The sequence below is a fragment of the Acinetobacter sp. CY81 genome, from assembly GCF_059515925.1.
This window is the reverse complement of record NZ_JCAKNC010000017.1, coordinates 22,587-46,740: the sequence shown is the minus strand read 5'-3', so window position 1 is coordinate 46,740 and position 24,154 is coordinate 22,587. Positions and strand designations below refer to the sequence as shown.

The window sequence follows — 24,154 nt, the reverse complement described above, 5'->3', positions numbered from 1 at the left end:
AATTCATTTCCGCACCATTTTACGTTTTATTGAAAAAAACACATCTGATTTTGTCAAAAAAACTGTAATTAATTTGCACATCCATTGCCTGATAAATTCAATTTTTTTATTGCGTGGTTGATACAAGAAAAACTATCTTTTCATTCAGACCCTTGCTATCGTTGGCTTCAAATCGAATCACCTTTTAAATCAAATTTATAACGACAACAGCACAACAACAAAGTGATGTGTCTATAAAAGTAGTGGAGTTAGAACGCATGCATCTGCATATATTGGGTATTTGTGGCACCTTTATGGGTTCATTGGCGCTTTTAGCACGTGATCTAGGACATAAGGTGACGGGTTCAGATGCGAATGTTTATCCCCCAATGTCCACTCAACTTGAAAATGCAGGCATCACTTTAATACAAGGTTACGACCGTAGCCATTTGCAACCACATCCCGATTTGGTCATTGTTGGTAATGCCATGAAGCGTGGCATTGATGCAGTTGAATACATGCTCAATGAAGGTTTACCGTATATTTCAGGGCCACAATTTTTAGCTGATCATGTGTTACAAGGTAAGCATGTGCTAGGTGTGGCAGGTACACATGGTAAGACCACAACCACGACAATGTTGGCTTGGGTACTGGATCAGGCAGGATTAGAACCGGGTTTCTTAATCGGTGGTGTACCACTTGGTTTTAAAGAAAGTGCGCGTTTAGGTGCAGGTAAATACTTCTGTGTTGAAGCAGACGAATATGATTCAGCTTTCTTCGATAAGCGTTCTAAGTTTGTGCATTATCATCCGAAAACAGCTATTTTAAATAATCTTGAATTTGACCATGCTGACATCTTTGATGATTTGGCTGCGATTCAAAAACAGTTCCATCACTTGGTTCGTACCATTCCTTCAGAAGGTCGTATTATTGCGCCAATTACTGAAACCAATATTGATGAAGTCTTAGACATGGGTTGTTGGACACCTATGGTACGCACAGGTTTAGAAGCACATGAAAAAGCAGCTTTATCTGCTGAACAATTGGTTGCAGATGGTTCTCACTTTAAAGTGCTTGAACATGGTGTAGTTAAAGGTGAAGTGAATTGGAGCATGACAGGGCAACACTCAGTTGCAAACGCTTTGGCAACCATTGCCGCGGCTGAACATGTAGGTGTCTCAATAGAAGTCGCTTGTGAAGCGCTTTCAAACTTTGGTGGCGTAAAGCGTCGTATGGAATTGTTAGATACCGTGAAAGGCATTGAAGTTTTTGATGACTTTGCACATCATCCAACGGCGATTGATACCACGCTTGAAGGTGCTCGTAAGCGTTTAGGCGAACGTAAACTTTGGGCCATTATTGAACCTCGTTCAAATACCATGCGTATGGGTAGTCATAAAGATGGTTTAGCACATTCTGCACGTTTAGCGGATGAAGTCATTTGGTATCAACCTGAAGGTTTGGATTGGGATTTACAACCTGTCATTGATGCATCACCAAATAAAGCTAAAGTGGCTCGAACATTGGACGACATCATTCAGAATATTGTGGCTGAAGCAGGTGAGGGTGATGCTGTGGTGATTATGTCAAATGGTGGTTTTGGCGGTTTACATCAAAAACTGATTACAGCACTGAAAGCTTAATTGGATATGTAATGAAGCCCGCGAAGCGGGCTTTTTTTATTGGGTTAAAGGAGAACTTTTTCCAATATAATCAAACTCTCTTAATTGAATCCACCCTTCAACAATTTCACTTTCTAAATCTTGACGTTTACTGTAATAAATCACGTAAACCCATTCTTCCTGAGAGGCATCTTTATATAAATCATACGCCGTTACGCTATCACCACGAATAATAAAGAGATCTTTAAGTTTACATTCAGCCTTTGGAGCAGTATGAAAATAAACACGTTGTTTATGTTTTACATTCACCTGCAATCCCCAACGTGGAATAATATCCGTTGATTTCGCTTTAAATAGAACATTGGCTTGATCACAAGCCATGGCATAACCTGTAGAAGATAGACTACATAACAACAAAATTACTAAAAAATTATTTTTATTCATTTATTTTGATCATCACTAAAAGCTCAATTTACATTGAGCATTAGCTATAATCAAGCCACCACATCCGCCAAACTTTGATCACGTCTAAACATCACATCGACATAAGAACACGTTGCAACAATTTTTAAATGTTTCTCACGTGCAAATGCAACCAATACATCCAATAATTGACGCGCAACCCCTTGTCCACGCAAAGAATCATCAACCCAAGTATGATTGGCAATGATTTTCTGCTCACCGCTCCAAACATAGCTGATTTCTGCAATGCGTTGCCCTGACTCATTTACAGCAAAAAACTCACCTTGTTGACCATGATCAAGACGCTGAAACTGCATAAATCACCTATATTTAAACTTCAATAAATTAAATACTAACCAAATAATACATCACGAATAGATGAATCTTTATCAAATACGGATTTAGCAAAAGGACACAAAGGCAAAATTTTTACATTTTTTTGACGAGCTAATTCTACCGCACGATCAACCAACTGACGCCCTACTTTTTGACCACGAAGTGAGTCATCTACCCATGTATGATCTATAATAAATTTATCTGTTCCAGCCCATGAATAAGTCATTTCAGCCAAATGATGACCTTCTTCACCCACGTAAAACTCGCCCTTAGAACCTGTATCCTGATGCTTGATTTCTAACATTTTTATATTTCCAGTTTTTTAATCACCTTCAAAATTGCCATGTTTTAAATTTGAATACTGTTATTTTTTATTATCAAACTCATGATAACGAAGACCACTGATTTTATTTTTTAGATCTGATAATAGAACGTACGGATAACTTAACAATTCATTCATTAAGCCATACACTGGCCCAAATCTTCAAAAATCGACCTTCATGTCTGCTGTTATACAACCCAATAAAGAACCCCAAATCGAACCTCAATTGAATCCTACTCAACAATGGATCAGTGTCATCAGTTTAGCATTTGCAGCATTTATCTTTAATACTACTGAGTTTATTCCTGTTGCATTGCTCAGTGATATTGGACGAAGTTTTGATATGGCAGCAACTGATGTCGGTATCATGATTACGCTCTATGCATGGGTCGTTGCACCAATCTCTCTTCCTATCATGCTCTTAACTAAAAACATTGAGCGTCGCTTTTTATTGATTGCGTTATTTAGTGTCTTCATTGTCAGCCATGGACTTTCTTATTTTGCATGGAGTTTTGATGTTCTGCTGTTAAGTCGAATCGGCATCGCATTTTCACATGCGCTGTTTTGGGCAATCACTGCATCACTTGCTGTTCGAGTGGCACCCAAAGGAAAGGAATTTCAGGCATTAGGGCTACTCGCAACAGGAACGGCGTTGGCAATGGTATTGGGCATTCCATTTGGGCGCATGATCGGGGAGATGTATGGTTGGCGAAATACATTTGCGTTGATTGCGATATGTGCAGCAGTGGTTTGTTTAATCTTGGCTAAAAGTTTACCTAAGTTACCAAGTCTCAATTCAGGTTCGATCAGTAGTCTCAAAGATTTTGTGCAACGTCCAAGTTTGATGATTGTATTTGCCTTGACGATTATTGTGATTACCGCCCAATTTACCGCTTATAGTTATATTGAGCCTTTTACCTTAAACATTGCACAATTTACTTCAGCTCAAACCACGACTTTATTATTGTGCTTTGGTGGTGCAGGTTTATTGGGATCTTTCCTGTTTGGTAAATTTGGACAAAGATTTCCTAAACTATTTATTCCTCTCAGTTGCATGATCTTAGCCATTGCAATGCTACTCATTTTACCTTTGTCAGGTTCTGTTCTTTCATTAACGATGATCAGTTTATTTTGGGGCATGAGCATCATCATGTTCAGCTTGGCACTTCAAGCCAAGACTTTAAATTTGGCATCAGATGCAACTGATGTAGCCATGGCAATTTATTCAGGCTTATACAATGTCGGAATCGGTGGCGGTGCTTTACTCGGTGGTTATGTCAGTGTTCAGTATGGCTTAGATCACATCGGTATCTTTGGCGGTATTTTGGCTGTAATTGGGACACTTTTAACATTACTACTGGTGCAAAGACCTGACTTTATCCGTAAATCACCATAACAGTCAAAATTTGCACAACCGTAAAAAGTATGAGATCCTATTCTCACTTAGAAATATTCATTATTTCTTCAAAAATTCGTATTGAACAAGGGGAGTAGCCTCCTCACAGCATCATTTTCAAAGCACTTTTAAGAGATTATATTCTTTTAAGAAATACCTTTGAAAATGATGTGTCGGAATATCGTCATTACGCTTTGAAAAAAGTCGGTATCCGAGCATTTAATTTTACACTTATGTATTTTTAGATGTAGGCAAGACCTTGATCATGTTGTTTCAGATGTTTTTTAATTCATCTGGCGACTGGTCAAGGTTTTTTTATGCCTCTTCCATTTGCCAGAAAGGAAGAGTGATATGGAAAGCATAGGCAATCTATGGCTTTATTTGGCATTTTTCGGCATTGTGACCATCATGCTGCTCATCGACTTTTTAGGCTTTAAGCAAAAAGAAGGTCAAGAAGTCAAAGTTAAAACTGCTGCCTATTGGAGCGTTGCTTGGGTCACTGTTGCCAGTCTTTTTGGTGGTGGTTTGTGGCTTTACCTTGAGCAAACAGCGGGTGTGGCCGTTGCGAATACCAAAGTCATGGAGTACTTCGCGGGTTATTTACTTGAGAAGTCTCTAGCAATTGATAATGTCTTCGTTTGGTTGATGATCTTTGCAGCTTTTGCGATTCCACCTGCATTGCAACGTCAACTTTTACTCTACGGCGTACTTGGCGCGATTGTTCTCAGAACCATCTTTATTTTCATTGGTGCTTGGTTCGTCCAAGAGTTTTCTTGGATTCTCTATATCTTCGGTGCATTCCTTGTTTATACAGGTTTCAAGTTCCTGAAAGGGCAAGATGATGATCCAAATATCGAAGAAATGGCAATCCTAAAATGGTTACGTAAACACATGCGTATCACACCACAACTTGAAGGCAATAAATTCTTTGTTCGTCAAAATGGTATGTTATGGGCAACGCCTTTATTCTTAGTCCTAATTTTAGTTGAAGCATCGGATGTGATCTTTGCGGTTGATTCTATTCCTGCAATTTTCGCGGTGACCACTGACCCATTCATTGTTTTAACAGCAAACTTAATGGCGATCTTAGGTTTACGTGCCATGTTCTTCTTATTGTCTGGTGCAGCATCGAAAATGCATTACCTACCTTATGGCTTAGGTTTGATCTTAGTCTTCATTGGTTTCAAAATGTTGATGCTCGATGTATTCCATATGCCAATCTGGATTTCACTTGGTTTCATTGTCATCGTACTTGCAATCACGGCGATCTTGTCTATTCGTCATAGTAAAAAATATAACGAAACCACGCTGTAATTTGATGTAGATCCATCATAAAAAGCCTTCCAAATGGAAGGCTTTTTATATAGATGAGCTTTTTAAAAAATGATTCATTTCAACATATTCAAGCTATAGACATTCATTTGATTAACTTGATCATTAAATATGTTTTTAATTTACGATTTCTAATTGTGGCCAACGCTCTAAAAACCGTTTGGTTTTGACTCTTTGCTCAAAGACTCCACGTGAAACCAATCGTCCATTCCAACTAAGTTTTAGTTCAAATAAATCATTTAAACCCAAAGGAGCGATCATTTCGGTTTGATGTTGCTCATTCATTCGCACTGCAATCGCCGTTGCTGTTTCAGGCCAATAGGAAAGTGCTTCATTAATCGAGTGTAAGGGTAAAATAGAATCTCCATTTTCCGTTTTATACCAATGATGGACATGCGCTTGGTTGGTAATATCCCAAATTTGATCAGGATATTTCGCTTCTAAAAGCGATTTAAGTTTCAAGGTTCTTTGCTGATTGATCTCTTCAGCATCATAAAAAACCACATCAATTTCAGTCTGATGAAAGTCATAATTTTGACCATGTAAATGTGACCAAATCCAATTCCGTATCACACCTGCACTTAAATAAGCCAACGGTTCAAACATTTTTAAATCATGTAATAACTGACTTAAGAAAGCATTTTGTATGATTAGTTTTTTTATCTGTTGTTCAAAAATATATGATTTTTCTTGATTTTCCATTGCTTCAAAATACCTTCATTGATTTCAAACCAACCGTATTGAGCATCACGATTAAAGTTGGCAAAAAAATTGCATCCCTCATAAAAATATCTTAATCATCTTTTGTATCAGCAATTTTATATTTCCAATCAGTCTTTTCTCACTGCAATGGAAATTGGCTGATTTGGAGTAACGAACATGAATATGATTCCAACATTAAATCCCATCAGCGCACCTTGTAACAATAGTTTCGACTTGGATGATTGGGAAATTTTAGCGCAGTATTGGTATCCCGTTGCACGTGTGCAAGATGTTTCGAGTACACCGCAACAAGTCACGTTACTTGATCTAAAAATGGCACTTTATCAAACCGAAAGTGGTGTGATCAAATTAGTCCGTGACATCTGTCCGCATCGCGGTGTGCCTTTAACAAAAGGTTGGGTTGAAGGTGAAGAAATCGTATGTCGCTATCATGGTTTAAGATTCAATGCTGAAGGTAAATGCACCAAAATTCCAGCGCAGCCAGATTTAACCAAAATATCTGATCGATTTAGCTTAACCCATTTTCCAGTGATTCTGCGTTATGGTCTAGTCTGGACCAGCGTCCACGGGCGCGATTTTAAACATAATAATATCCCTGTTTTAGACACATGGGATGACGCCGAACATCAATCTATTTTGCCCCCTTTTTTGGATATTGCGGGTTCATCAGGACGTCAGTTGGAAGGATTTATTGATGTCGCTCATTTTGCATGGGTACACCACGAAGCGTTTGCAGACCGTGATAATCCAGTCGTTCCCAAATACCATACAGAGAAAACAGCGTATGGTCTGAAATCGACGTATATCAGTGGTGTAAGTAACTACCCACATGCCCTGAAACATTTAGAACCTGAAGGCTTTGAATGGAAACGCATATTTGAAATTTATCCACCATTTTCAGCGATTTTAACGGTCGATTTTCCTGAGAATGGCGTCCTTAAAATTCTGAATGCTTGCTGTCCTGTTTCAGTCAATCAAACTCGGTTATTTGTACCGCTCACTCGTAATTTTGATCAGACAGGTGACCTGCAAGCCGTTTATGATTTTAATGCGCAAATCTTTGCGGAAGATCAAGAGATTGTCGAATCTCAAAAACCTGAAGAGTTACCGCTTGATTTGATGATGGAAGCACATTTTGAGGCTGATCGTTCTTCAACAACTTATCGCCGTATTTTGGCAGACTGGGGCTTAAGTAAAAGATATACCGTTTAATGAAAATAAACAGTTTGAATCATTCACCGAGTCAAAGCATTGGGTTTGGGGTACAATCAATCGAAAAAATAAAATGTAGGATCAAACTTAATGTCTTCTGTAATTGCAACGACGGCGATACGCGGTCGCTTCCTCGATATTCAGAATACGGTTGCCCAAGCGCGTGAAATTCACGACCAAGTGCGATATGTAGAAGATGGTTTACTGATTACTGAACAAGGAAAAGTAACATGGTTTGGAACATGGCAAGAGGGTCAAGCTCGCATTACTAATGAAATGGAGTTTGCACATTATCCAGATCAATTGATCGTGCCTGGATTCATCGATACTCACATCCATTTTCCACAAACAGAAATGGTGGGTGCTTATGGTGAACAACTCTTAGAGTGGTTGAATACCTATACATTTCCTACAGAAATGCAGTTTAAAGATAAAAAATACGCAGATGAAATTGCGCACTTTTTTGTCAATGAATTACTGAAAAATGGTACAACAACGGCTTTGGTATTTTGTACCGTACATCCCCAATCTGTCGATGCTTTATTCGAAGCAGCAGAACGTCATCAAATGCGTTTAATCGCAGGTAAAGTGATGATGGATCGTCATGCACCTGAGGATCTCTGTGATACTGCTGAAACAGCCTATACTGAATCAAAAGCATTGATTGAAAAGTGGCATGCTAAAGGTCGTAACCTCTATGCCATCACACCTCGCTTTGCCCCTACGTCTACACCTGAGCAATTAGAAAAGGCAGGGCAACTGAAAGCTGAATATCCTGATGTCTATGTACATACTCATTTAAGTGAAAACAAAAACGAAATTGCTTGGGTAAAAGACCTCTTTCCTGAACAAAAAGGGTATTTGGACGTTTATCATCACTATGGTTTAACAGGGTCACAGTCTGTATTTGCACACTGTGTCCATTTAGAAGAAGCTGAATGGGATTGTATGCACGACACGGATTCAGCAATCGCATTTTGTCCAACCTCAAACTTGTTCTTAGGCAGTGGCTTATTTCCTTTGAAAAAAACCTGGGAAAAGAACGTCAAAGTGGGTTTAGGTACAGATATTGGTGCAGGGACATCATTTAGCCAGTTACAGACTCTGAATGAAGCCTATAAAGTTCAACAGCTTCAAGGTGATAAGCTTTCTGCATTTGAATCGCTTTACCATGCAACCTTAGGTGGCGCAAAAGCCTTAAATCTAGACGATAAGCTAGGTAACTTTAATCTCGGTAAAGAAGCTGATTTTGTTGTACTGAACCTCAATGCAACTGCCTTACAAACCCTGCGTCAGCAGCGTGCTAAAAATATTGAAGATGCTTTATTTGCGCTCTTTACCATGGGTGATGATCGAAATGTTCAAGCCACTTATGTCTATGGTCAAAAAGCCTTTGAGCAATAATCCAAAGCATCCATAAATCTTAAGATGCTTTAATCATTAAAAACTAAAGTCAGTAAAAATAGCGCTTCGGCGCTATTTTTATATCCCAAATGAATATTAGACCTTCATCAACGATCTTATTTTTAGACCATCAATAGGTCATGTCTTTTAGAAATCATCACTTCAATCGACGTATAGATCTTTAAAATAAAGTCATTCTCAGGTCTGTACTTTATTCAACTGACTAAATATCATTAGCCCACCTAAAAATTTCATTTTTATTTTTTATAAAACCAAACCGAAAAGGTTTTTATTAATGCGGACAAAAAAAATATCCTTAGTTGTTGTTCCACTTTTACTTACAGCGTGTAGCGGTTCAAAAACTTTACAGCAAGATGTCTATAGCAATCAGTACGACTGTTATCAAGATTGGGATTATCAACTGTGTGAACCTGAAGAAGAGTATCAATCTTCAAGCTCTGGTGGCGGTGGTTATGTTTCTCGATACATTGGTCCACAATATTATAAAAATAACCGTAAAGTTAAACGTGCAGGTCGTGTGATCACGGCTTATGGGAATCGTTCGATCTCTTCTAAAATTTCAAATCATGTACATACTCAAGCCAAATCTACACCTATACGCGGTGGCTTTGGTCGTGGCGGAAGCTCTTTTGGGGGATAATCGTTGAAACGAATCATTTACCCAGAAAGAGACAACTGGCAGCAACGTCATCTTGATATTGGTTTTGATTATTACAATCTCCCTTCGACAGATGGATCAATCTATTGGTCCGAAGGCGTGTCCTATGAATTCCACTTAAAGCAAATCGAAAAACTTGAAGATGCTGCCAATGAGTTGCATCAGATGTGTCTACAGGTTGCTGGTCGAATCATTCAATCGGGTGATTATCCTGATTATTTTCAAATTCCACAAACCGCAATTGCATCGATTGAACACTCATGGAAAGCCAAAGCACCTATGCTTTATGGACGTTTTGACTTTGCCTACGATGGTCAAAATATCAAAATGCTGGAATACAATGCAGACACACCTACGGGCTTGCTCGAAGCTTCTGTTGCTCAGTGGCATTGGATTGAAGAAGTTCAAAATGTTCCACATCGGGATCAATTCAATAGTATCCATGAAGATCTGATTGAACGTTGGAAACAGCTTTTTGCACCGAAAACCTTAGTTCATTTTGCCGCTTGCCAAGAAGCAGGCCGTGAAGATTGGGGCAATTTAGAATACTTGATGGATACAGCTTTCCAAGCAGGTTTGAATGTCAGCGAACTGTCTATGGAAAATTTGGGCTGGGATCAAACTCAGTTTGTCGATTTAAACGATCAAGCAATTCATCACCTGTTCAAATTGTATCCGTGGGAATGGATTTGGGAAGAGAACTTCTCTACATTTATCAAAGCTGATACGCAGTGGATTGAACCATGCTGGAAAATGTTACTGTCCAATAAAGCCATTTTAGTAGAGCTTTGGAAGCAATTTCCACATCATCCCTTATTGCTTGAAAGCCATGCTTTTAATCCAAATGACCGATTCAATGGCAAATGGGTTCGTAAGCCAACTTTAGCAAGGGAAGGGGCGAATATTCACATTATTCAGAACAATGTGGATTGCGGAGAGGCTTCAGGAAGCTTCCATTTCAAAGACTATGATAAGTATGGCTACATCATGCAAAAATGGGCACCAACGCCTTTACATGAAGGCATGTTACCTACACTCGGCTTATGGATGGTCGGAGATGAATGTTCAGGTTTATCCATCCGTGAAGATGTATATGACGTGATTGGAAATGATGCACATTTTGCAGCACATTATTTTGTTGAATAAAGACTAAGTCCTAATTATTTTCACATACTCATAAATAAAAAAGCGACTCAATCAGTCGCTTTTTTATCAGGTTTAAACATTAAATCGTATGTTCTTTTACACGTTTCATATAAGAAATTAAACGTGTGAAGAATAAAATTTGTAAAAAAATCGTAAATGCAGAAATCAACCACTCATACCATTGGTCAAATTTGGTTTGATCTACGTTTAAACCGTAATATGCAGCCAATAAAATTAAGCCAAATATCACTCCTGCAACAGTGGTCTGTACCAAAATAGGAAATGACAAAGCTGTAATACGACTTACAAAGTGTTCACCATCATCACCACCATTGGCTTTGTAAGCACTATGAATACCGATACCCATAATCATCAAAGTCACAATGCCTTCGAAGCCAATCACGCGTACATCATAATAAGGAGAGTACATGCCATAGTAATAAACAACAGTAACCAACAAGGCAGTCATTAAGTAATAATTTTTATAATGCTTTTTTTCAAGAGTATTGGCTGAGAGCTCATGTGCTAATGCTTTGGTATTCCAAAAATACATAAATGTTGTTATCTCATTTTAAGTTTGCACATACTTTACGCATTCACGTTTAAAAATTAAAGTCATTTTCAAGACAAATTCATCTGTTTAATTTTCCTTATCTCGAAATAAAACCACAGAATCCACGCGACTTTTATGTTAAAGATAATCATCACAGTGCTTTTCATGTTCGCCTAAATTTCCCAAAAAAACAGGAAATATCCAACTCAATACAGAGAATACAGAGCTAGCCTTATGAATAATTCCACTCAAAATGATCAAAAAAATAAAAAACCATCAAAGAAAAAGTATCTATTGATCGGAGGTTTATTTGTTTTATGTGCCTTTATTTTAAAGCGCGATGCACACTAGATCAGCAAAACTTACATATTCTATGAGTAAAAGTAATGCATCTGAATTCGATATGTTTTAAAATTAGTGCATATTACAGGTGTTGCAAGTCAACGCCTTTTTTAATTTTTGAATTGTCGTTTTAGGTATCTACCCATGACCGTTGAAATGAAAGTAATGATTTCTGCTGAAGAAATTCAAGCAAAAGTCTTAGAACTCGGTACACAGATTAATGCACATTATGAAACCAGTGACAAAGAATTGGTTCTGATTGGCTTACTTCGCGGTTCTGTTATTTTCATGGCAGATTTATGTCGTGCGATTAGCAAACCTCACGAGCTTGATTTCATGACAGTATCAAGCTACGGCGGTGGTACTACATCATCTCGTGATGTAAAAATTTTAAAAGATTTAGACGGTGAAATTCGCGGTAAAGACGTGCTTGTGATTGAAGATATTATTGACTCAGGGAATACCTTGAGCAAAGTATTAGAAATTTTAGAAACACGTGAACCAAACTCTATTCAACTGTGTACTTTGGTGAGCAAACCTTCACGCCGTGAAATTGAACTTGATGTGAAATTCCTCGGTTTTGAAGTAGAAGATAAATTCATCGTGGGTTATGGACTCGATTACGATCAAAAATATCGTCATATTCCATTCATTGGTGAAATTGGTCTGTAATCCAATCTACACATCTAAACCAATATATCTAAGCGACTTCGGTCGCTTTTTTTATTTTTCATAAAATGAGCCAAATAAAGTACTGAACAAAAAAACAACATTAATTATCAATCTGTCCCTATGCACTCCTCATGAAAAAAACGATGATGAAGTTACCAACTCCATTTCCTTTACACATTAAAATTTGAAGAATAATCAAGGAGAATGTTTATGTGGTCTCTCATTGTTACCATTGTTATCGGTTTTATTGCAGGTCTTATTGCTCGCGCTATCCATCCAGGTGAAGATAAAGCAGGTTTTATCGTGACCACACTACTAGGGATCGTCGGTGCACTGCTTGCAACTTATGGTGGTCGCTTACTTGGATTATATCCAGAAGGGTCATCCGCAGGTTTTATCGCCTCTGTCGTCGGTGCAATCATTGTTTTGTTTATTTATAACTTAGTGGTGAAGAAAACCTAGATTGTAAAATTTAGATTACACAAGCGAGATAAAAATAAAGCACCTCAAATAGGGTGCTTTATTTTTATGAAAAAGTATGCAAAGAGTGCTCAAATTTCTATTTTTATCTACCCAAAAATTTCTCCGACCTTTTTATTCAATAGATCACATTTCAAAATTTTATAAACCCAGCTCTTTCCAAATTTTTTCAATGTCTTTTGCTGGATAAGCACCTGTAACTTTAAAACCATTTGAAAAAATAATCACTGGAGTCCCTTGTAGCCCTAATCGTTTACCCAATGCTAAGTTACGTTCAATAGGATGATCACATTGCGTAGAAGAAGTCGGCTTAATTGATTTTTGAATCAAGTTTTGCCATGCCGATGCTCGATTAGTTGAACACCAAACTTGTTTTGACGGTGTCACCGATTGAGGTTTAATCGGATAAATAAAAGTATAAATCGTCACATCTGTCAGCTGACTCAAATGACTTTCAAGCGTCTTACAATATGGGCAATTTGGGTCAGAAAAGATGGCAAGCTGACGCTTACCATTCCCCCTTACCGTTTTTATGGCATCTTGAAGCGGGAGCTTTTGAAAGTCGACTGAGTTTTGAGTAAGCACCAATTCTTTGGTCAGATTTTTTTGATCTTTTAAACGAATCATTGAACCAATAAACAGATGTTGGGCATCTTCATTCAAATAAACCACTTGCTTATCATATTGCCCACTATAAAGACCATTCATTTCTGTCTTTTGAATATTTTCAATTTTTATATTGGGATAATTCTGAGCTAAATTTGTTTTGACCGTTTCAACATTGGCACTTGTCCATGTTGAAAGCAGGGTAGTGATGATGAACAAAGCCTTTTTCATTGCATGCTAAACTCATGTGAAATCGAATAAGATTTTACTGCTGAATGCTTAAAAGGGGCTGAAAATTTATAATTTAATCCCAAAATTTTACATAAGGCTTGATTAACAATTGTTTCACGTGAAACGTTTTCACATATCTTTTTTGTTATGTAAAGAAAATACAGTAATTCAGTGATGAATGATTTATGCTAAAAAAGATAAATACAGTGACTTAAAAACAATCTTAGACAATCGAACTTAGATTAATTTCGATAGACTTTATTTTAATATAGTATTAAAAATTAGTAGTTTATAACAACTCACATCTTGCGACCTACTCATGACAGATCAACAAACATGGCGACCCTTTATACTGGTGAGCTTCGCTTTATGTATTGGGACAATTGGTACGGCTTTAGCCAGCCCGCTCTATCCCATTTATCAGCATCTATGGAATTTGATGCCGAGCGATATTACGCTCATTTTTGTGTCGTACATGTTTGGTTGCTTGACCACACTCTTATTTTTAGGTCGTACCAGTAACACTATTGGCTATGTCAAAACCATGCAAATTGGATTGGTGTTCATCATTATTGGACTCATATTTTCAATTTATGCTCAAAATGCATTTTGGCTGTCCATCGGACGTTTTATTATTGGTATAGCATCTGGCTTAATGACCACCTCAGCATTGTTAGGGTTGATTCAAAATGTCCCAGACTCACATAAACATATTGCACCACAGTTAAGTTCGATCATCACGGCGATTGGTTTCGGATTAGGACCGCTCGTTGGTGGAAGTATCGCACAGTTTTCATCAATGCCTTTAGTCAGCCCTTATATTCCCATTGTGATTGGTTCGATTCTCAGTTTCTTCGGTCTATTTTTTCTTAAAGCACAGCCTTTTGAAGTTCAACCTTTTAGCTTTGCGCCTAAACTATTACAACCAAATAACGAATACCGTCCACAGTTTTGGATCATGAGTATTACTGCATTTTGTGTTTTTGCAGCATTTAGTTTATTTGCATCATTATCCCCCTCATTCGTAAAAGATATTTTACCTTGGCACGGACCTTTAGTGAGTGGTGTTGCCATCACCACGATTTTATTTATTTCCGCTTTTGTTCAATTTTTTGCACGGTCTCTTCGACCAGTAAAAAGCTTAAATTATGGGATTGTTGTCAGCATCATCAGCTTATTCACACTTGTTTTATGTATGTGGTTCAAACTGAGTTTTTTGTTCTTTGTCAGCGATATTTTATTTGGTATTGGACATGGACTCACACTTTTAGGAGCTTTTGGACTGATTCACCACATGACCACTCTTGAAAACCGCGCTGCTGTAATGTCGACCTACTTATTTGTCGCATATCTCGGCACGATTCTGCCTATTCTTGCTGTGGGCTATTTGGCAGATCATTTTGGACTAACCCCAGCAGTAATTATTTTTTGCATCAGTATTGGCTTATTGTTTTTGGTTTTATTTCTTCGACATAAAAGTATCGTAGTTCGCATGAAAGAAGGATCAGTGATGAGCTAAAGCTAAACACTGATCCTTCATAGACATTATTCAGTTGTTAATTTCAGACGTTGAAGAACGTAGCGATTATTTTAAAAAAGACTATTTTAAAATCTCAATTTTATATACTTCGATATCTGTAGCTTTTTCACGATGTGTATCCACTTCACCATATACTTTAACTTTGGTACCCGCTTTAAGCTGGCTGATTGAAGCAAGTTTGTCATCCACTTCCACATGGATAGAGCCCGTTGCATCTTTCAATTCAAAATGATCTTCTTGAATATGACGAATAATAGTCCCTGTTAGATTAACAGCTGTCTCATCTGCCAAAGTCGTTGCTTGTGCCACAGTCACGCTATTTTTAGCAGCTTGATCAATCACTTTTTGATCTGAACTTCCTGCCCAGACATTCGCAGTTAAAGCCATCAAAATAGCTGTGACAATGATTGGTGTTTTTTTCATTTTTCATTCTCTCGAAATTAAATTTTGATAACACCTTAAGCATAATTTTCCAACAAGTACATTCAGCTTAACAAAGCATAACGTGAAGCCTAAAAAAGCTGACATGAGTCAGCTTTTTCGTTGCAAAAATTACATTACGGATTCAGCTTTATTTACCAATACAAAATGATCCAAAGATTTTTCCAAGTAAATCATCCGCACTAAAGTCACCTGTGATTTCACCCAAAGCATTTTGAGCAAGGCGTAAAGATTCAGCAACCAATTCACCTGCATTATAAACCGTCAATTGTTCATGTGCTTCAGCAAGATAAACCTGTGTACGCTTCATTGCGTCTAAATGACGTGTTCTCGCAATAAAGGTATCTTCTTCAGGTTGGAAGCCAGCATGCGCTGTAATCGTCTCTATGAGCGCTTGAACACCCGTTTCTTGTTTAGCTGAGACCGTGATATGTCTAAAACCATTCAAATCGGACAATTCTGAAGTTTGGTTGGTCACATCACATTTATTACCAATCAGCATCAAACGCTTTGGTTCAATATGTTCTGCGAAATAATTATGCGCTAAGGCAAGTGGATCTTCACCTTGGCTTAAGTCATACACCAACAGTAATAAATCCGCATTTTCAATTTCTTTGATGGCGCGGCGAATCCCTTCTTTTTCGACTACATCACCGGTTTCACGTAGACCCGCTGTATCAGTCAATGTAATTGGCAAACCATTCAGCGTGATCTTTTCATGCAGCACATCACGTGTCGTTCCAGCAATGTCCGTTACGATAGCACGTTCAACACCAGCCAATGCATTCAACAAACTTGATTTACCCGCATTCGGTTTACCAGCAATTACGACTTGCAAGCCTTCACGAAGCAATTGACCTTGGCGTGCAGATTGTTGCACTTGAGACACCGAACTTTGAACATCTTCCAATAATGAAAGAATTTTACCATCAGCTAAGAAATCAATTTCTTCTTCTGGAAAATCAATCGCCGCTTCAACATGTAAGCGTAAATGAATTAATTTTTCTAAAACTGTATTCACTTTGCCTGAAAAAGCACCTTGGAGTGAACGCACTGCTGAGCGTGCAGCAGCTTGCGAGCTCGCATCGATCAGATCCGCAATCGCTTCAGCTTGCACCAAATCCATTTTGCCATTTTCAAAAGCACGCATTGAAAATTCACCTGCTTTCGCTGCAGTCGCACCTAATTCAAGTAAGCGTGCTAACAATGCATTTTGAATGACGGGACCACCATGTCCTTGCAACTCAACAACATCCTCACCTGTAAATGAATGCGGATTTGGAAAGCAAATAACCAGTCCTTCATCCATGATTTCATCCTGCTCATCATAAAAATGACGAAAGCCAGCAAAACGAGATTGAGGCAAACTCTTTTGAGTCAGTGCCTCAGCAATCGCATACGCTTTGGGTCCAGACAGACGAATCACCCCGACGCCACCGCGACCAGGCGGAGTTGCAATCGCAGCAATAGTGGTGAGGTGTTGGGGCATCGTCATGTAAATCTTCTCAAAATTTGGCAATAAAAAATCCGCTTAAGAATATCATCTTAAGCGGATTGATTCAGCTATTCAGTAAGGCTTAGCTTACTTCATTCGCTTTTTTTTCAGCACTTTGTTTTTCAACTGATTTGTTGATCATGCCTTGTTGCAAGATGGTAATACTGTTGTTGACAATCCAGTACAACACCAAGCCCGCAGGGAAGAACAACATAAATACAGTGAAAATGATCGGCATAAACTTGAACACTTTCGCTTGCATTGGATCAGCAGGTTGTGGGTTCAACATCTGTTGAACATACATCGTTACACCCATCAATAATGGAAGGATGAACCATGGATCCATTGCAGATAAATCTTGAATCCAAGCTAACCATGGGGCATGACGAAGTTCTACAGACTCCATAAGCACCCAGTACAATGCTAAGAAAATTGGCATTTGAAGAAGAAGCGGTAAACAACCAGACAATGGGTTCACTTGCTCACGTTTGTAAAGCGCCATCATTTCTTGAGAGAAACGCATACGGTCTTCACCAAACTCTTCTTTCATGCGTTGCATTTCAGGTGCAATCACACGCATTTTCGCCATTGAGCGATAGCTCTTAGATGACAATGGCCAAAGAATCAATTTCACTAAGATCGTCAATAGAATAATTGACCAACCCCAGTTGCCCACGATACCGTGGAAGAATTGCAAACCTAAGAACAATAATTTAGCAATTGGCCATAACCACCCATAATCTACAGTTTGGTTCAAACCAGCAGCCAAATCTTTCAATTCAGATTGAATTTTCGGACCTGAATAGAACGTTGCATCTACTGTCATGGTTTTGCCAGCAGGTACATTGATCGTTGGAGACGTAAAGCCAATGATATTCATACCATCTGCAGAGTTACGTGACTCCAATTTCGCTGAATAAGGCTGCGTACCAAAATGACCTGGAACCCATGCACTTACGAAATAATGTTGAACAACAGCAACCCAGCCGCCTTGAGCTTCAACATTCAATTTTTCTTCAGTGAAGTTATCAAATTTAAGTTTGTTGTATTGTTCTTCAGGTGTGCCCCAAGCACCACCTAAGAATGTGCCTAGCGTAAAGATCCCTTGATCAGTCTTACCTGGATCTTCAGAGTTATCACGCTTAAGCTGACCAAACATCTGACCTTGCCAGTTTTGTGCACTACGGTTCACAACTTGGTAGCTTACATTAACTGGGTATTCACCTTGTTTGAAAGTGAAGGTCTTAATAATTTCTACGCCATCTGCTGTTTTCAATACCATCGGTACTGAAAGTACTTTTTCTGCTTTACCATCTTTTTCAGTTAAAGCTTTTGCATCAGCAAGCGTATACGTGGTTTTTTCAAATTCGTATGTAGGACGACCGCTACGACTGCTGTCTGGTCCATTTAAACCAATCAAACCTGATTGAGCAACGTAAGTCCGTTTAGCATCATTTTCAAGCATGACAAAAGATTCATCGCTGTTTTTACTTTTATCATGATTCAGAAGCTCAATACGTACGATATCTCCACCTTTTGGACTAATCCAAAGGTGATAAAGATCAGTTTGTACTGAAATCAGTTGTTGGTTTACAGAAGCAGTAGGTGCAACTGTATTTTGTTGTTCAGCAGCAATATTTGCTTGCGGAATATCAGACGATGCGACCGCTGTTGCTTGACTATTTGGCAAGTCTGCAGATACATCATGAGCAACAACTGCAGCCGGTTTAGACTGTACAGCAGTTTCAGCATGACCGTAATCTTTTTGCCAAGCTAAAATAAGCAAATATGCGGTGACAAACATGGCCCCGAGAATTGCAAACCTGGCCCACTGTTGCATATCGATTACCCCAAATGGTTAGAGTGATTTTGGTTCAAAAAACGCTCACGCAAGGGTACATGAACATGAGTCATTTTAGAATCTATTTGCTGAAATGAAATAAAACGAATTGGTTTCTTCGGGACAGGATCATAACCACTTCCACCCCATGGGTGACAGCGACAGACACGCTTGGTAGCGAACCACACACCTCGAATAGAGCCATGCGTATGAATTGCTTCTAACGAGTATTGAGAACAAGTTGGGATATAACGACAACGTGGTCCAAGGAGCGGACTAATCGCAATTTGATAGAAACGAATCAACCAATGCAATAAACGAACCATTGGCCATCTCTAATTTTGAGGGGAAGGAACAGCTATTTTTTGATGTTTTTTGACTAGTCGTTGAAGTTTTTGCCAAGCGAATTCTAATTGCTTATGCAATTCAACATTGGCAATTGTATCTATACCTGATTTAGGCATAACCACAATATCCAATAAATCTAGATCGTGCTGATGTAAGCGGAAGCTTTCTCGAGCAATACGTTTTATTCGATTTCGTTCATGTGCTCTGCGCACTTTTTTCTTAGCAACAACAATTCCTAAACGGCTTTTAGGCTGTTTAGTACAAGTTGCTAAAAATAAGAAATGGGGTTGATGCACTTTAAAAAGCGCACCATCAAATACACATTTATAGTCAGCAGCACAGCGGATACGAACCTCTGGGCTAAAACTATAAGATGTCATAACACCCAATTCGTCGATCAAGTTAACTGAATTATACAGTTAAGCTATGACGACCTTTAGCACGGCGACGAGCTAAAACTTGACGACCAGCTTTAGTAGCCATGCGAGCGCGAAAACCATGAACACGTTTACGCTTTAATTCAGAAGGTTGAAAAGTACGTTTCATTTTGAAACTCCAAAATTGGTGTTCTATAAAGGTTCGCGATTGTATTGTGCATTGTTTGTGCTGTCAATCAATTGAAGAGAATGTTACATAAATTAGTTAATTCATACTTATAATTTTTGGTTTATTAAAATAAAAGAAGAAAATTAAATATTAAGAAATACACACAAGATAAGTATTTGAAAAATTTAATTTTAAAAACTTAACAACAGCTATACCCACATAGATATTCACAAGGTTATCCTTTTATCAAAGGATGTTTAAATAAATTTGAATTTAAATTCATTTAGTATGGATATCCACAAAAAGGTGCTTCGTTATTATATAAATTCAAATTTATAAATTTAAATTTATTATTATTAGGGGCTTTATTTTCTGTGGAAATCGCTATTTTTGCTTTTAAAAACGATAACTTAAACTGTTGACAACCTTGTTTTTATAAACAATATACTTTGGGGATAACTTAGCGGTTATTTTTATCCACAGGATGTGTAAAACCTTATCCACAGCTCAGTTTGAATTTAAATTTAATCGCATTTAGCATTAAATTATTGGGTTTCACATTAAATTATCATGACAGATGTGGATAACTTGGTTATGATGGCAACCCCTGATGTATCAGGGTGCTTTTTAAATTTAAAATGGAATAGGGGATTTCACATGCTATGGACGGACTGCTTAACTCGCTTGCGACAAGAGCTCTCTGATAATGTCTTTGCGATGTGGATTCGTCCTTTGGTCGCCGAAGAAGTTGACGGTATACTAAAACTCTATGCTCCTAATCCCTATTGGACGCGTTATATTCAAGAACATCATCTTGAGTTAATTACAATCTTGGCAGAACAGCTCTCTGAAGGCCGAGTGAGAAAAGTTGAAATTTTAGTCGACTCACGTCCAGGTGCAATTTTATCTGCGAGTGAGCAACCCGCAACGACAACTTCAGCATTAGAGTCGATGCCTGTCGTTAATGCGCCAATGAAAGTAAAAAAAGAAAAAGAAATTGATCCTGCGAATATCAAACATTCCAAAAAACGCTTATTGAATCCTTTGTTTAATTTTGCACTTTTTGTTGAAGGTCGCTCAAACCAAATGGCAGCAGAGACTTGCCGTAAAGTTTTAACTCAGTTGGGTGAATCACAACATAATCCGTTATTTTTGTATGGACCAACGGGTTTAGGTAAAACACATTTAATGCAAGCAGTTGGGAATGCCTTATTACAAGCAAAACCGAGTGCACGCGTTATGTATATGACTGCAGAAAGTTTTGTACAAGACTTTGTGAGCTCATTGCAGAAAGGTAAAGTTGAAGAGTTTAAAAAGAATTGTCGTTCTTTGGATCTATTGCTGGTAGATGACATCCATTTGTTGGCAGGAAAAGAAGCGAGTTTGGTTGAGTTTTTCTATACGTTTAACGCTTTATTAGATGAATCAAAGCAAATTATTTTAACTTCGGATCGTTATCCAAAAGAGTTAACAGAGCTTGATCCACGTTTGGTATCAAGATTCTCTTGGGGTTTATCTGTTGGCGTTGAGCCACCAGATATTGAAACTCGTATTGAGATTTTACTTAAAAAAGCGGAAAGCAATAATATTGATTTACCTCGTAATTGTGCTTTGTTTATTGCACAACAGGTTGTTGCCAATGTCCGTGAATTGGAAGGCGCACTGAACAAGGTTGTTGCAATCTCGCGTTTTAAAGGTACACAAATTGATTTAGAAGTGGTTAGAGAATCACTCAAAGATGTTTTGGCAATTCGCGCACGAACCATCAGTACAGAAAATATTCAGCGAGTTGTCAGTGAATATTTTAGGATTCCATTGAAGGAATTAGTGGGACCGAAACGTACACGAATTTTTGCACGTCCGCGTCAGTTAGCGATGGGTTTAGCCCGTGAGTTGACTGGAGATAGCTTCCCTGAAATTGGGATGGCATTTGGTGGACGTGACCATAGTACCGTGATGCATGCTTGCGAAAAAGTACAGAGTTTAAGAGCTGAAGATCCGATTTTTAATGAGGATTACAAGAATTTATTGCGCCTGCTTCAAAGTTAATTTTTGATTAAATTCTATTCTTGCAATGCGGCATGATCTGCCGCATAGTACATGACTAAAAAATATTTTTTATACCAAATATTCTGTTTTAGAGGAATTCCACTGTGCGTTTGAAAATCGCGAAAGAAAGCTTACTTAATGTTTTATCTCACGTTGTGGGTGCTGTAGAGCGTCGCCATACGTTAAACATTCTTTCAAACGTCAAAGTTCAAGTGACTCAACAAGCATTGACCATTACAGGTTCAGATTTAGAAGTTGAATTGGTTGCGAGTACCACCTTGGCTGAAGGTGCATGTTTAGAGGCAGGTGATACAACTGTTCCTGCACGTAAGTTGATGGACATTTGTAAGTCTTTACCAACAGCGGCATTGATTGATTTACAAATTACTGAAGATCAACGTTGTATCTTAAAGTCAGGCAATAGCCGATTCGTATTGGGGACTTTACCTGCTGAAGATTACCCATTATTGACCAACGAAAATACACAAGGTACGCAAGTTCAGGTGACTGAACGTGAGTTGAAACGTCTTTTTGAAAAAACATCATTCGCTATGGCAGTGCAAGATGTTCGTTTTTATTTAACGGGAACTTTGTTAGAGATTGATCAAAATCAATTGCGTTCAGTGACTACAGATGGTCACCGTTTAGCGCTCTGTGAAACCTTAGCTCAATCAAATGCGACACAATTGGTTCAAGCGATTGTTCCACGTAAAGCTGTGGGTGAGTTACAGCGTCTTTTAAGTATTGAAGATAAGCAACTGAGTTTGTTGATTGGACGTGAACTGTTAAATGTCACTCTTCAAACAGAAAGCCGTGATAAAGAACAAGCTGCAATTACTGTTCGAATTACCACAAAATTGATTGATGGGAAGTTCCCTGATTATCGTCGTGTGATTCCGCGTGGTGGTGATAAAACGGTAACGATTGCTCACGATGTATTTAAACAATCTTTACAGCGTGTTGCGATTTTAAGTAATGAAAAACTACGTGGTGTATTTTTAAATTTCAACGAAGACTCTTTGCAGTTACGTGCCAATAACCCTGAACAAGATGAAGCTGTTGAAGATATTGCGATTCAATACAATAATTCTTCAATGGAAATGTCATTCAATGCTCAATACATTTTAGACGTATTAAGTGTATTGGATGGTGATGATGTATTGATGACGATGACTGAAGCCAACCAATCGGTATTGGTACAAGATCCATCACATAAAGATCAGACTTATGTTGTGATGCCGATGCGTGTCTAGGCTGTAGACAGACTATTCATTCGCTATGCATATACAGCGTTTAAATATACAGCGAGTTCGAAATTTAAAAACGGTTGCACTCCATGAGTTGCAACCGTTTAATGTTTTTTATGGACAAAATGGTTCAGGTAAAACTTCGATATTAGAAGCGATTCATTTACTGGCTACAGGTCGCTCTTTTCGAACCCATATTCCCAAAAACTATATTCAAAATCATTGCAATGATGCTGTAGTTTTTGCCCAATCCTCTACTGAAAAAATTGGAATGCAGAAAATGCTTTCTGGTGAGCAGTTAATTAAAGTAAATGGGGATTCAGTGGCGACACAAGGGCAATTGGCTAAGATTCTTCCTTTACAACTGATTGATCCATTAAGCACAGATATTATTGATCATGGTGCGAAACCAAGACGTCAACTTTTGGATTGGTTGATGTTTCACGTGGAACCAGATTTTTATCATGCATGGCAATATTATTCTCGTGCTTTAAAGCAACGAAATAGTTTATTAAAGACCAAGCGAAATATAAGTCTCAATGATTTAGAGCCGTGGAACAAAATGCTGAGCGAATATGGTGAGATTCTACATTCGCAACGCGTTGAAATCGTTGAGCAGTGGAAAGTATTTTTGTATGAGGCTTTAACACAACTACTTCCTAATATCCCTATAGAATTAGACTATGTCGCGGGCTTTCATACTGACAATGGCTTGGCACATGATCTGATTCATCATCATCAAAAAGATGTTGATAGACGTTACACCGAGTATGGTCCACATCGTGCAGATTTACGTTTGAAAACGCCAACAGGGGATGCTGATGTGGTGTTATCACGTGGGCAAAAAAAGCTCCTGATTATGGCGCTAAAACTATCACAGATTGCAATGCTTCATTCTTGTAATAAGGAAACTGTGGTATTATTAGATGATGTGACAGCAGAATTAGATTTAACCGCACAGCAACGTTTAATTGAGCGATTGAGCCAACTTGGTAGTCAAGTTTTTATTACCACACTAGACCATGAATCAGTAAAAAAGCATTTACATGATTTGTCTATTTCCTACCAATTATTCAATGTTGATAACGGGCAAGTTCAAGTCGTTGTGCAATGATATTTTAAGTTTTTTACCCATATTTGGATAAACCTTT

General features: G+C 38.2%; 25 protein-coding genes. 13 read left to right on the top strand and 12 right to left on the bottom strand.

What is annotated here, in order from left to right; translation table 11 throughout:
* The first annotated feature begins 257 nt into the window (after positions 1–257).
* Complete coding sequence (gene mpl, locus AC5YDM_RS14470) at positions 258–1,622, top strand: UDP-N-acetylmuramate:L-alanyl-gamma-D-glutamyl-meso-diaminopimelate ligase (protein WP_496152778.1); 1,365 nt, start codon at positions 258–260, stop codon at positions 1,620–1,622.
* Between the two features lie 36 nt (positions 1,623–1,658).
* Here mpl and AC5YDM_RS14465 read toward each other — a convergent pair whose 3' ends face one another.
* The 3 genes from AC5YDM_RS14465 to AC5YDM_RS14455 are packed head-to-tail and all read right to left on the bottom strand — an operon-like array spanning position 1,659 to position 2,703.
* The gene (locus AC5YDM_RS14465) at positions 1,659–2,045 is read right to left on the bottom strand and encodes a hypothetical protein (RefSeq protein ID WP_496152777.1); all 387 of its coding nucleotides are present in this window, start codon (positions 2,043–2,045) and stop codon (positions 1,659–1,661) included.
* Positions 2,046–2,095: 50 nt separating this feature from the next.
* Positions 2,096–2,380 carry a GNAT family N-acetyltransferase gene (locus AC5YDM_RS14460; RefSeq protein WP_496152776.1) on the bottom strand — a complete coding sequence of 95 codons (285 nt, stop codon included), beginning with the start codon at positions 2,378–2,380 and terminating at the stop codon, positions 2,096–2,098.
* A gap of 35 nt (positions 2,381–2,415) precedes the next feature.
* Positions 2,416–2,703 carry a GNAT family N-acetyltransferase gene (locus tag AC5YDM_RS14455; RefSeq protein WP_496152775.1) on the bottom strand — a complete coding sequence of 96 codons (288 nt, stop codon included), beginning with the start codon at positions 2,701–2,703 and terminating at the stop codon, positions 2,416–2,418.
* Positions 2,704–2,899: 196 nt separating this feature from the next.
* Here AC5YDM_RS14455 and AC5YDM_RS14450 point away from each other — a divergent pair, with 196 nt between their 5' ends.
* Together AC5YDM_RS14450 and AC5YDM_RS14445 are read left to right on the top strand one after the other, a co-directional pair.
* Positions 2,900–4,117, top strand: coding sequence for a sugar transporter (locus AC5YDM_RS14450; RefSeq protein ID WP_496152774.1), 1,218 nt, complete (start codon positions 2,900–2,902; stop codon positions 4,115–4,117).
* Positions 4,118–4,468: 351 nt separating this feature from the next.
* Positions 4,469–5,431: a TerC family protein gene (locus AC5YDM_RS14445; protein ID WP_496152773.1), complete on the top strand. Its 963-nt coding sequence runs from the start codon at positions 4,469–4,471 to the stop codon at positions 5,429–5,431.
* Positions 5,432–5,566: 135 nt separating this feature from the next.
* Here the strand turns inward: AC5YDM_RS14445 and AC5YDM_RS14440 are convergent, their stop codons facing one another.
* On the bottom strand, positions 5,567–6,151 hold the full coding sequence (locus tag AC5YDM_RS14440) for a nucleotidyltransferase family protein (RefSeq protein ID WP_496152772.1): 585 nt from the start codon (positions 6,149–6,151) through the stop codon (positions 5,567–5,569).
* A gap of 177 nt (positions 6,152–6,328) precedes the next feature.
* Between AC5YDM_RS14440 and AC5YDM_RS14435 the strand changes: the two genes are divergently transcribed.
* The 4 genes from AC5YDM_RS14435 (at position 6,329) to AC5YDM_RS14420 (ending at position 10,613) form a co-directional block, all read left to right on the top strand.
* On the top strand, positions 6,329–7,384 hold the full coding sequence (locus AC5YDM_RS14435; protein WP_496152771.1) for a Rieske 2Fe-2S domain-containing protein: 1,056 nt from the start codon (positions 6,329–6,331) through the stop codon (positions 7,382–7,384).
* Positions 7,385–7,474: 90 nt separating this feature from the next.
* Entirely contained in the window at positions 7,475–8,788 is a 1,314-nt protein-coding gene (guaD, locus tag AC5YDM_RS14430) for a guanine deaminase (protein WP_496152770.1), read from the top strand.
* A gap of 295 nt (positions 8,789–9,083) precedes the next feature.
* Positions 9,084–9,449 carry a hypothetical protein gene (locus AC5YDM_RS14425; RefSeq protein ID WP_496152769.1) on the top strand — a complete coding sequence of 122 codons (366 nt, stop codon included), beginning with the start codon at positions 9,084–9,086 and terminating at the stop codon, positions 9,447–9,449.
* Between the two features lie 3 nt (positions 9,450–9,452).
* On the top strand, positions 9,453–10,613 hold the full coding sequence (locus AC5YDM_RS14420) for a glutathionylspermidine synthase family protein (RefSeq protein WP_496152768.1): 1,161 nt from the start codon (positions 9,453–9,455) through the stop codon (positions 10,611–10,613).
* A 79-nt stretch (positions 10,614–10,692) separates the two neighbouring features.
* On the opposite strand, the gene AC5YDM_RS14415 is transcribed toward AC5YDM_RS14420, so the two are convergent.
* Positions 10,693–11,166, bottom strand: a complete 474-nt coding sequence (locus AC5YDM_RS14415; RefSeq protein ID WP_496152767.1) for a hypothetical protein — start codon at positions 11,164–11,166, stop codon at positions 10,693–10,695.
* A gap of 486 nt (positions 11,167–11,652) precedes the next feature.
* Here AC5YDM_RS14415 and hpt point away from each other — a divergent pair, with 486 nt between their 5' ends.
* Together hpt and AC5YDM_RS14405 are read left to right on the top strand one after the other, a co-directional pair.
* On the top strand, positions 11,653–12,180 hold the full coding sequence (hpt, locus tag AC5YDM_RS14410; protein WP_496152766.1) for a hypoxanthine phosphoribosyltransferase: 528 nt from the start codon (positions 11,653–11,655) through the stop codon (positions 12,178–12,180).
* Positions 12,181–12,390: 210 nt separating this feature from the next.
* On the top strand, positions 12,391–12,642 hold the full coding sequence (locus tag AC5YDM_RS14405; RefSeq protein ID WP_496152765.1) for a GlsB/YeaQ/YmgE family stress response membrane protein: 252 nt from the start codon (positions 12,391–12,393) through the stop codon (positions 12,640–12,642).
* A gap of 159 nt (positions 12,643–12,801) precedes the next feature.
* Here the strand turns inward: AC5YDM_RS14405 and AC5YDM_RS14400 are convergent, their stop codons facing one another.
* Entirely contained in the window at positions 12,802–13,497 is a 696-nt protein-coding gene (locus AC5YDM_RS14400; RefSeq protein WP_496152764.1) for a DsbC family protein, read from the bottom strand.
* Between the two features lie 319 nt (positions 13,498–13,816).
* On the opposite strand from AC5YDM_RS14400, the gene AC5YDM_RS14395 reads away from it, so the two are divergent.
* Complete coding sequence (locus tag AC5YDM_RS14395; RefSeq protein ID WP_496152763.1) at positions 13,817–15,016, top strand: MFS transporter; 1,200 nt, start codon at positions 13,817–13,819, stop codon at positions 15,014–15,016.
* Between the two features lie 81 nt (positions 15,017–15,097).
* On the opposite strand, the gene AC5YDM_RS14390 is transcribed toward AC5YDM_RS14395, so the two are convergent.
* The 6 genes from AC5YDM_RS14390 to rpmH all read right to left on the bottom strand — a co-directional run bounded on the left by AC5YDM_RS14390 (position 15,098) and on the right by rpmH (position 19,707).
* Entirely contained in the window at positions 15,098–15,460 is a 363-nt protein-coding gene (locus AC5YDM_RS14390; protein WP_496152762.1) for a NirD/YgiW/YdeI family stress tolerance protein, read from the bottom strand.
* A gap of 148 nt (positions 15,461–15,608) precedes the next feature.
* Complete coding sequence (gene mnmE / locus AC5YDM_RS14385; protein ID WP_496152784.1) at positions 15,609–16,967, bottom strand: tRNA uridine-5-carboxymethylaminomethyl(34) synthesis GTPase MnmE; 1,359 nt, start codon at positions 16,965–16,967, stop codon at positions 15,609–15,611.
* Between the two features lie 88 nt (positions 16,968–17,055).
* A complete protein-coding gene (yidC, locus tag AC5YDM_RS14380; RefSeq protein ID WP_496152761.1) occupies positions 17,056–18,813 on the bottom strand; it encodes a membrane protein insertase YidC in 1,758 nt (585 codons plus the stop codon).
* Positions 18,814–18,818: 5 nt separating this feature from the next.
* The gene (yidD, locus tag AC5YDM_RS14375; RefSeq protein WP_496152760.1) at positions 18,819–19,139 is read right to left on the bottom strand and encodes a membrane protein insertion efficiency factor YidD; all 321 of its coding nucleotides are present in this window, start codon (positions 19,137–19,139) and stop codon (positions 18,819–18,821) included.
* Positions 19,140–19,148: 9 nt separating this feature from the next.
* The gene (rnpA, locus tag AC5YDM_RS14370; protein ID WP_496152759.1) at positions 19,149–19,541 is read right to left on the bottom strand and encodes a ribonuclease P protein component; all 393 of its coding nucleotides are present in this window, start codon (positions 19,539–19,541) and stop codon (positions 19,149–19,151) included.
* Between the two features lie 31 nt (positions 19,542–19,572).
* On the bottom strand, positions 19,573–19,707 hold the full coding sequence (gene rpmH, locus AC5YDM_RS14365; RefSeq protein WP_000831329.1) for a 50S ribosomal protein L34: 135 nt from the start codon (positions 19,705–19,707) through the stop codon (positions 19,573–19,575).
* Positions 19,708–20,364: 657 nt separating this feature from the next.
* Here rpmH and dnaA point away from each other — a divergent pair.
* The 3 genes from dnaA to recF all read left to right on the top strand — a co-directional run bounded on the left by dnaA (position 20,365) and on the right by recF (position 24,117).
* Positions 20,365–21,756, top strand: coding sequence for a chromosomal replication initiator protein DnaA (dnaA, locus tag AC5YDM_RS14360; protein WP_496152758.1), 1,392 nt, complete (start codon positions 20,365–20,367; stop codon positions 21,754–21,756).
* A gap of 104 nt (positions 21,757–21,860) precedes the next feature.
* Positions 21,861–23,009 carry a DNA polymerase III subunit beta gene (dnaN, locus tag AC5YDM_RS14355; protein ID WP_496152757.1) on the top strand — a complete coding sequence of 383 codons (1,149 nt, stop codon included), beginning with the start codon at positions 21,861–21,863 and terminating at the stop codon, positions 23,007–23,009.
* A 25-nt stretch (positions 23,010–23,034) separates the two neighbouring features.
* Positions 23,035–24,117: a DNA replication/repair protein RecF gene (gene recF, locus AC5YDM_RS14350; RefSeq protein ID WP_496152756.1), complete on the top strand. Its 1,083-nt coding sequence runs from the start codon at positions 23,035–23,037 to the stop codon at positions 24,115–24,117.
* Positions 24,118–24,154 lie beyond the last annotated feature (37 nt).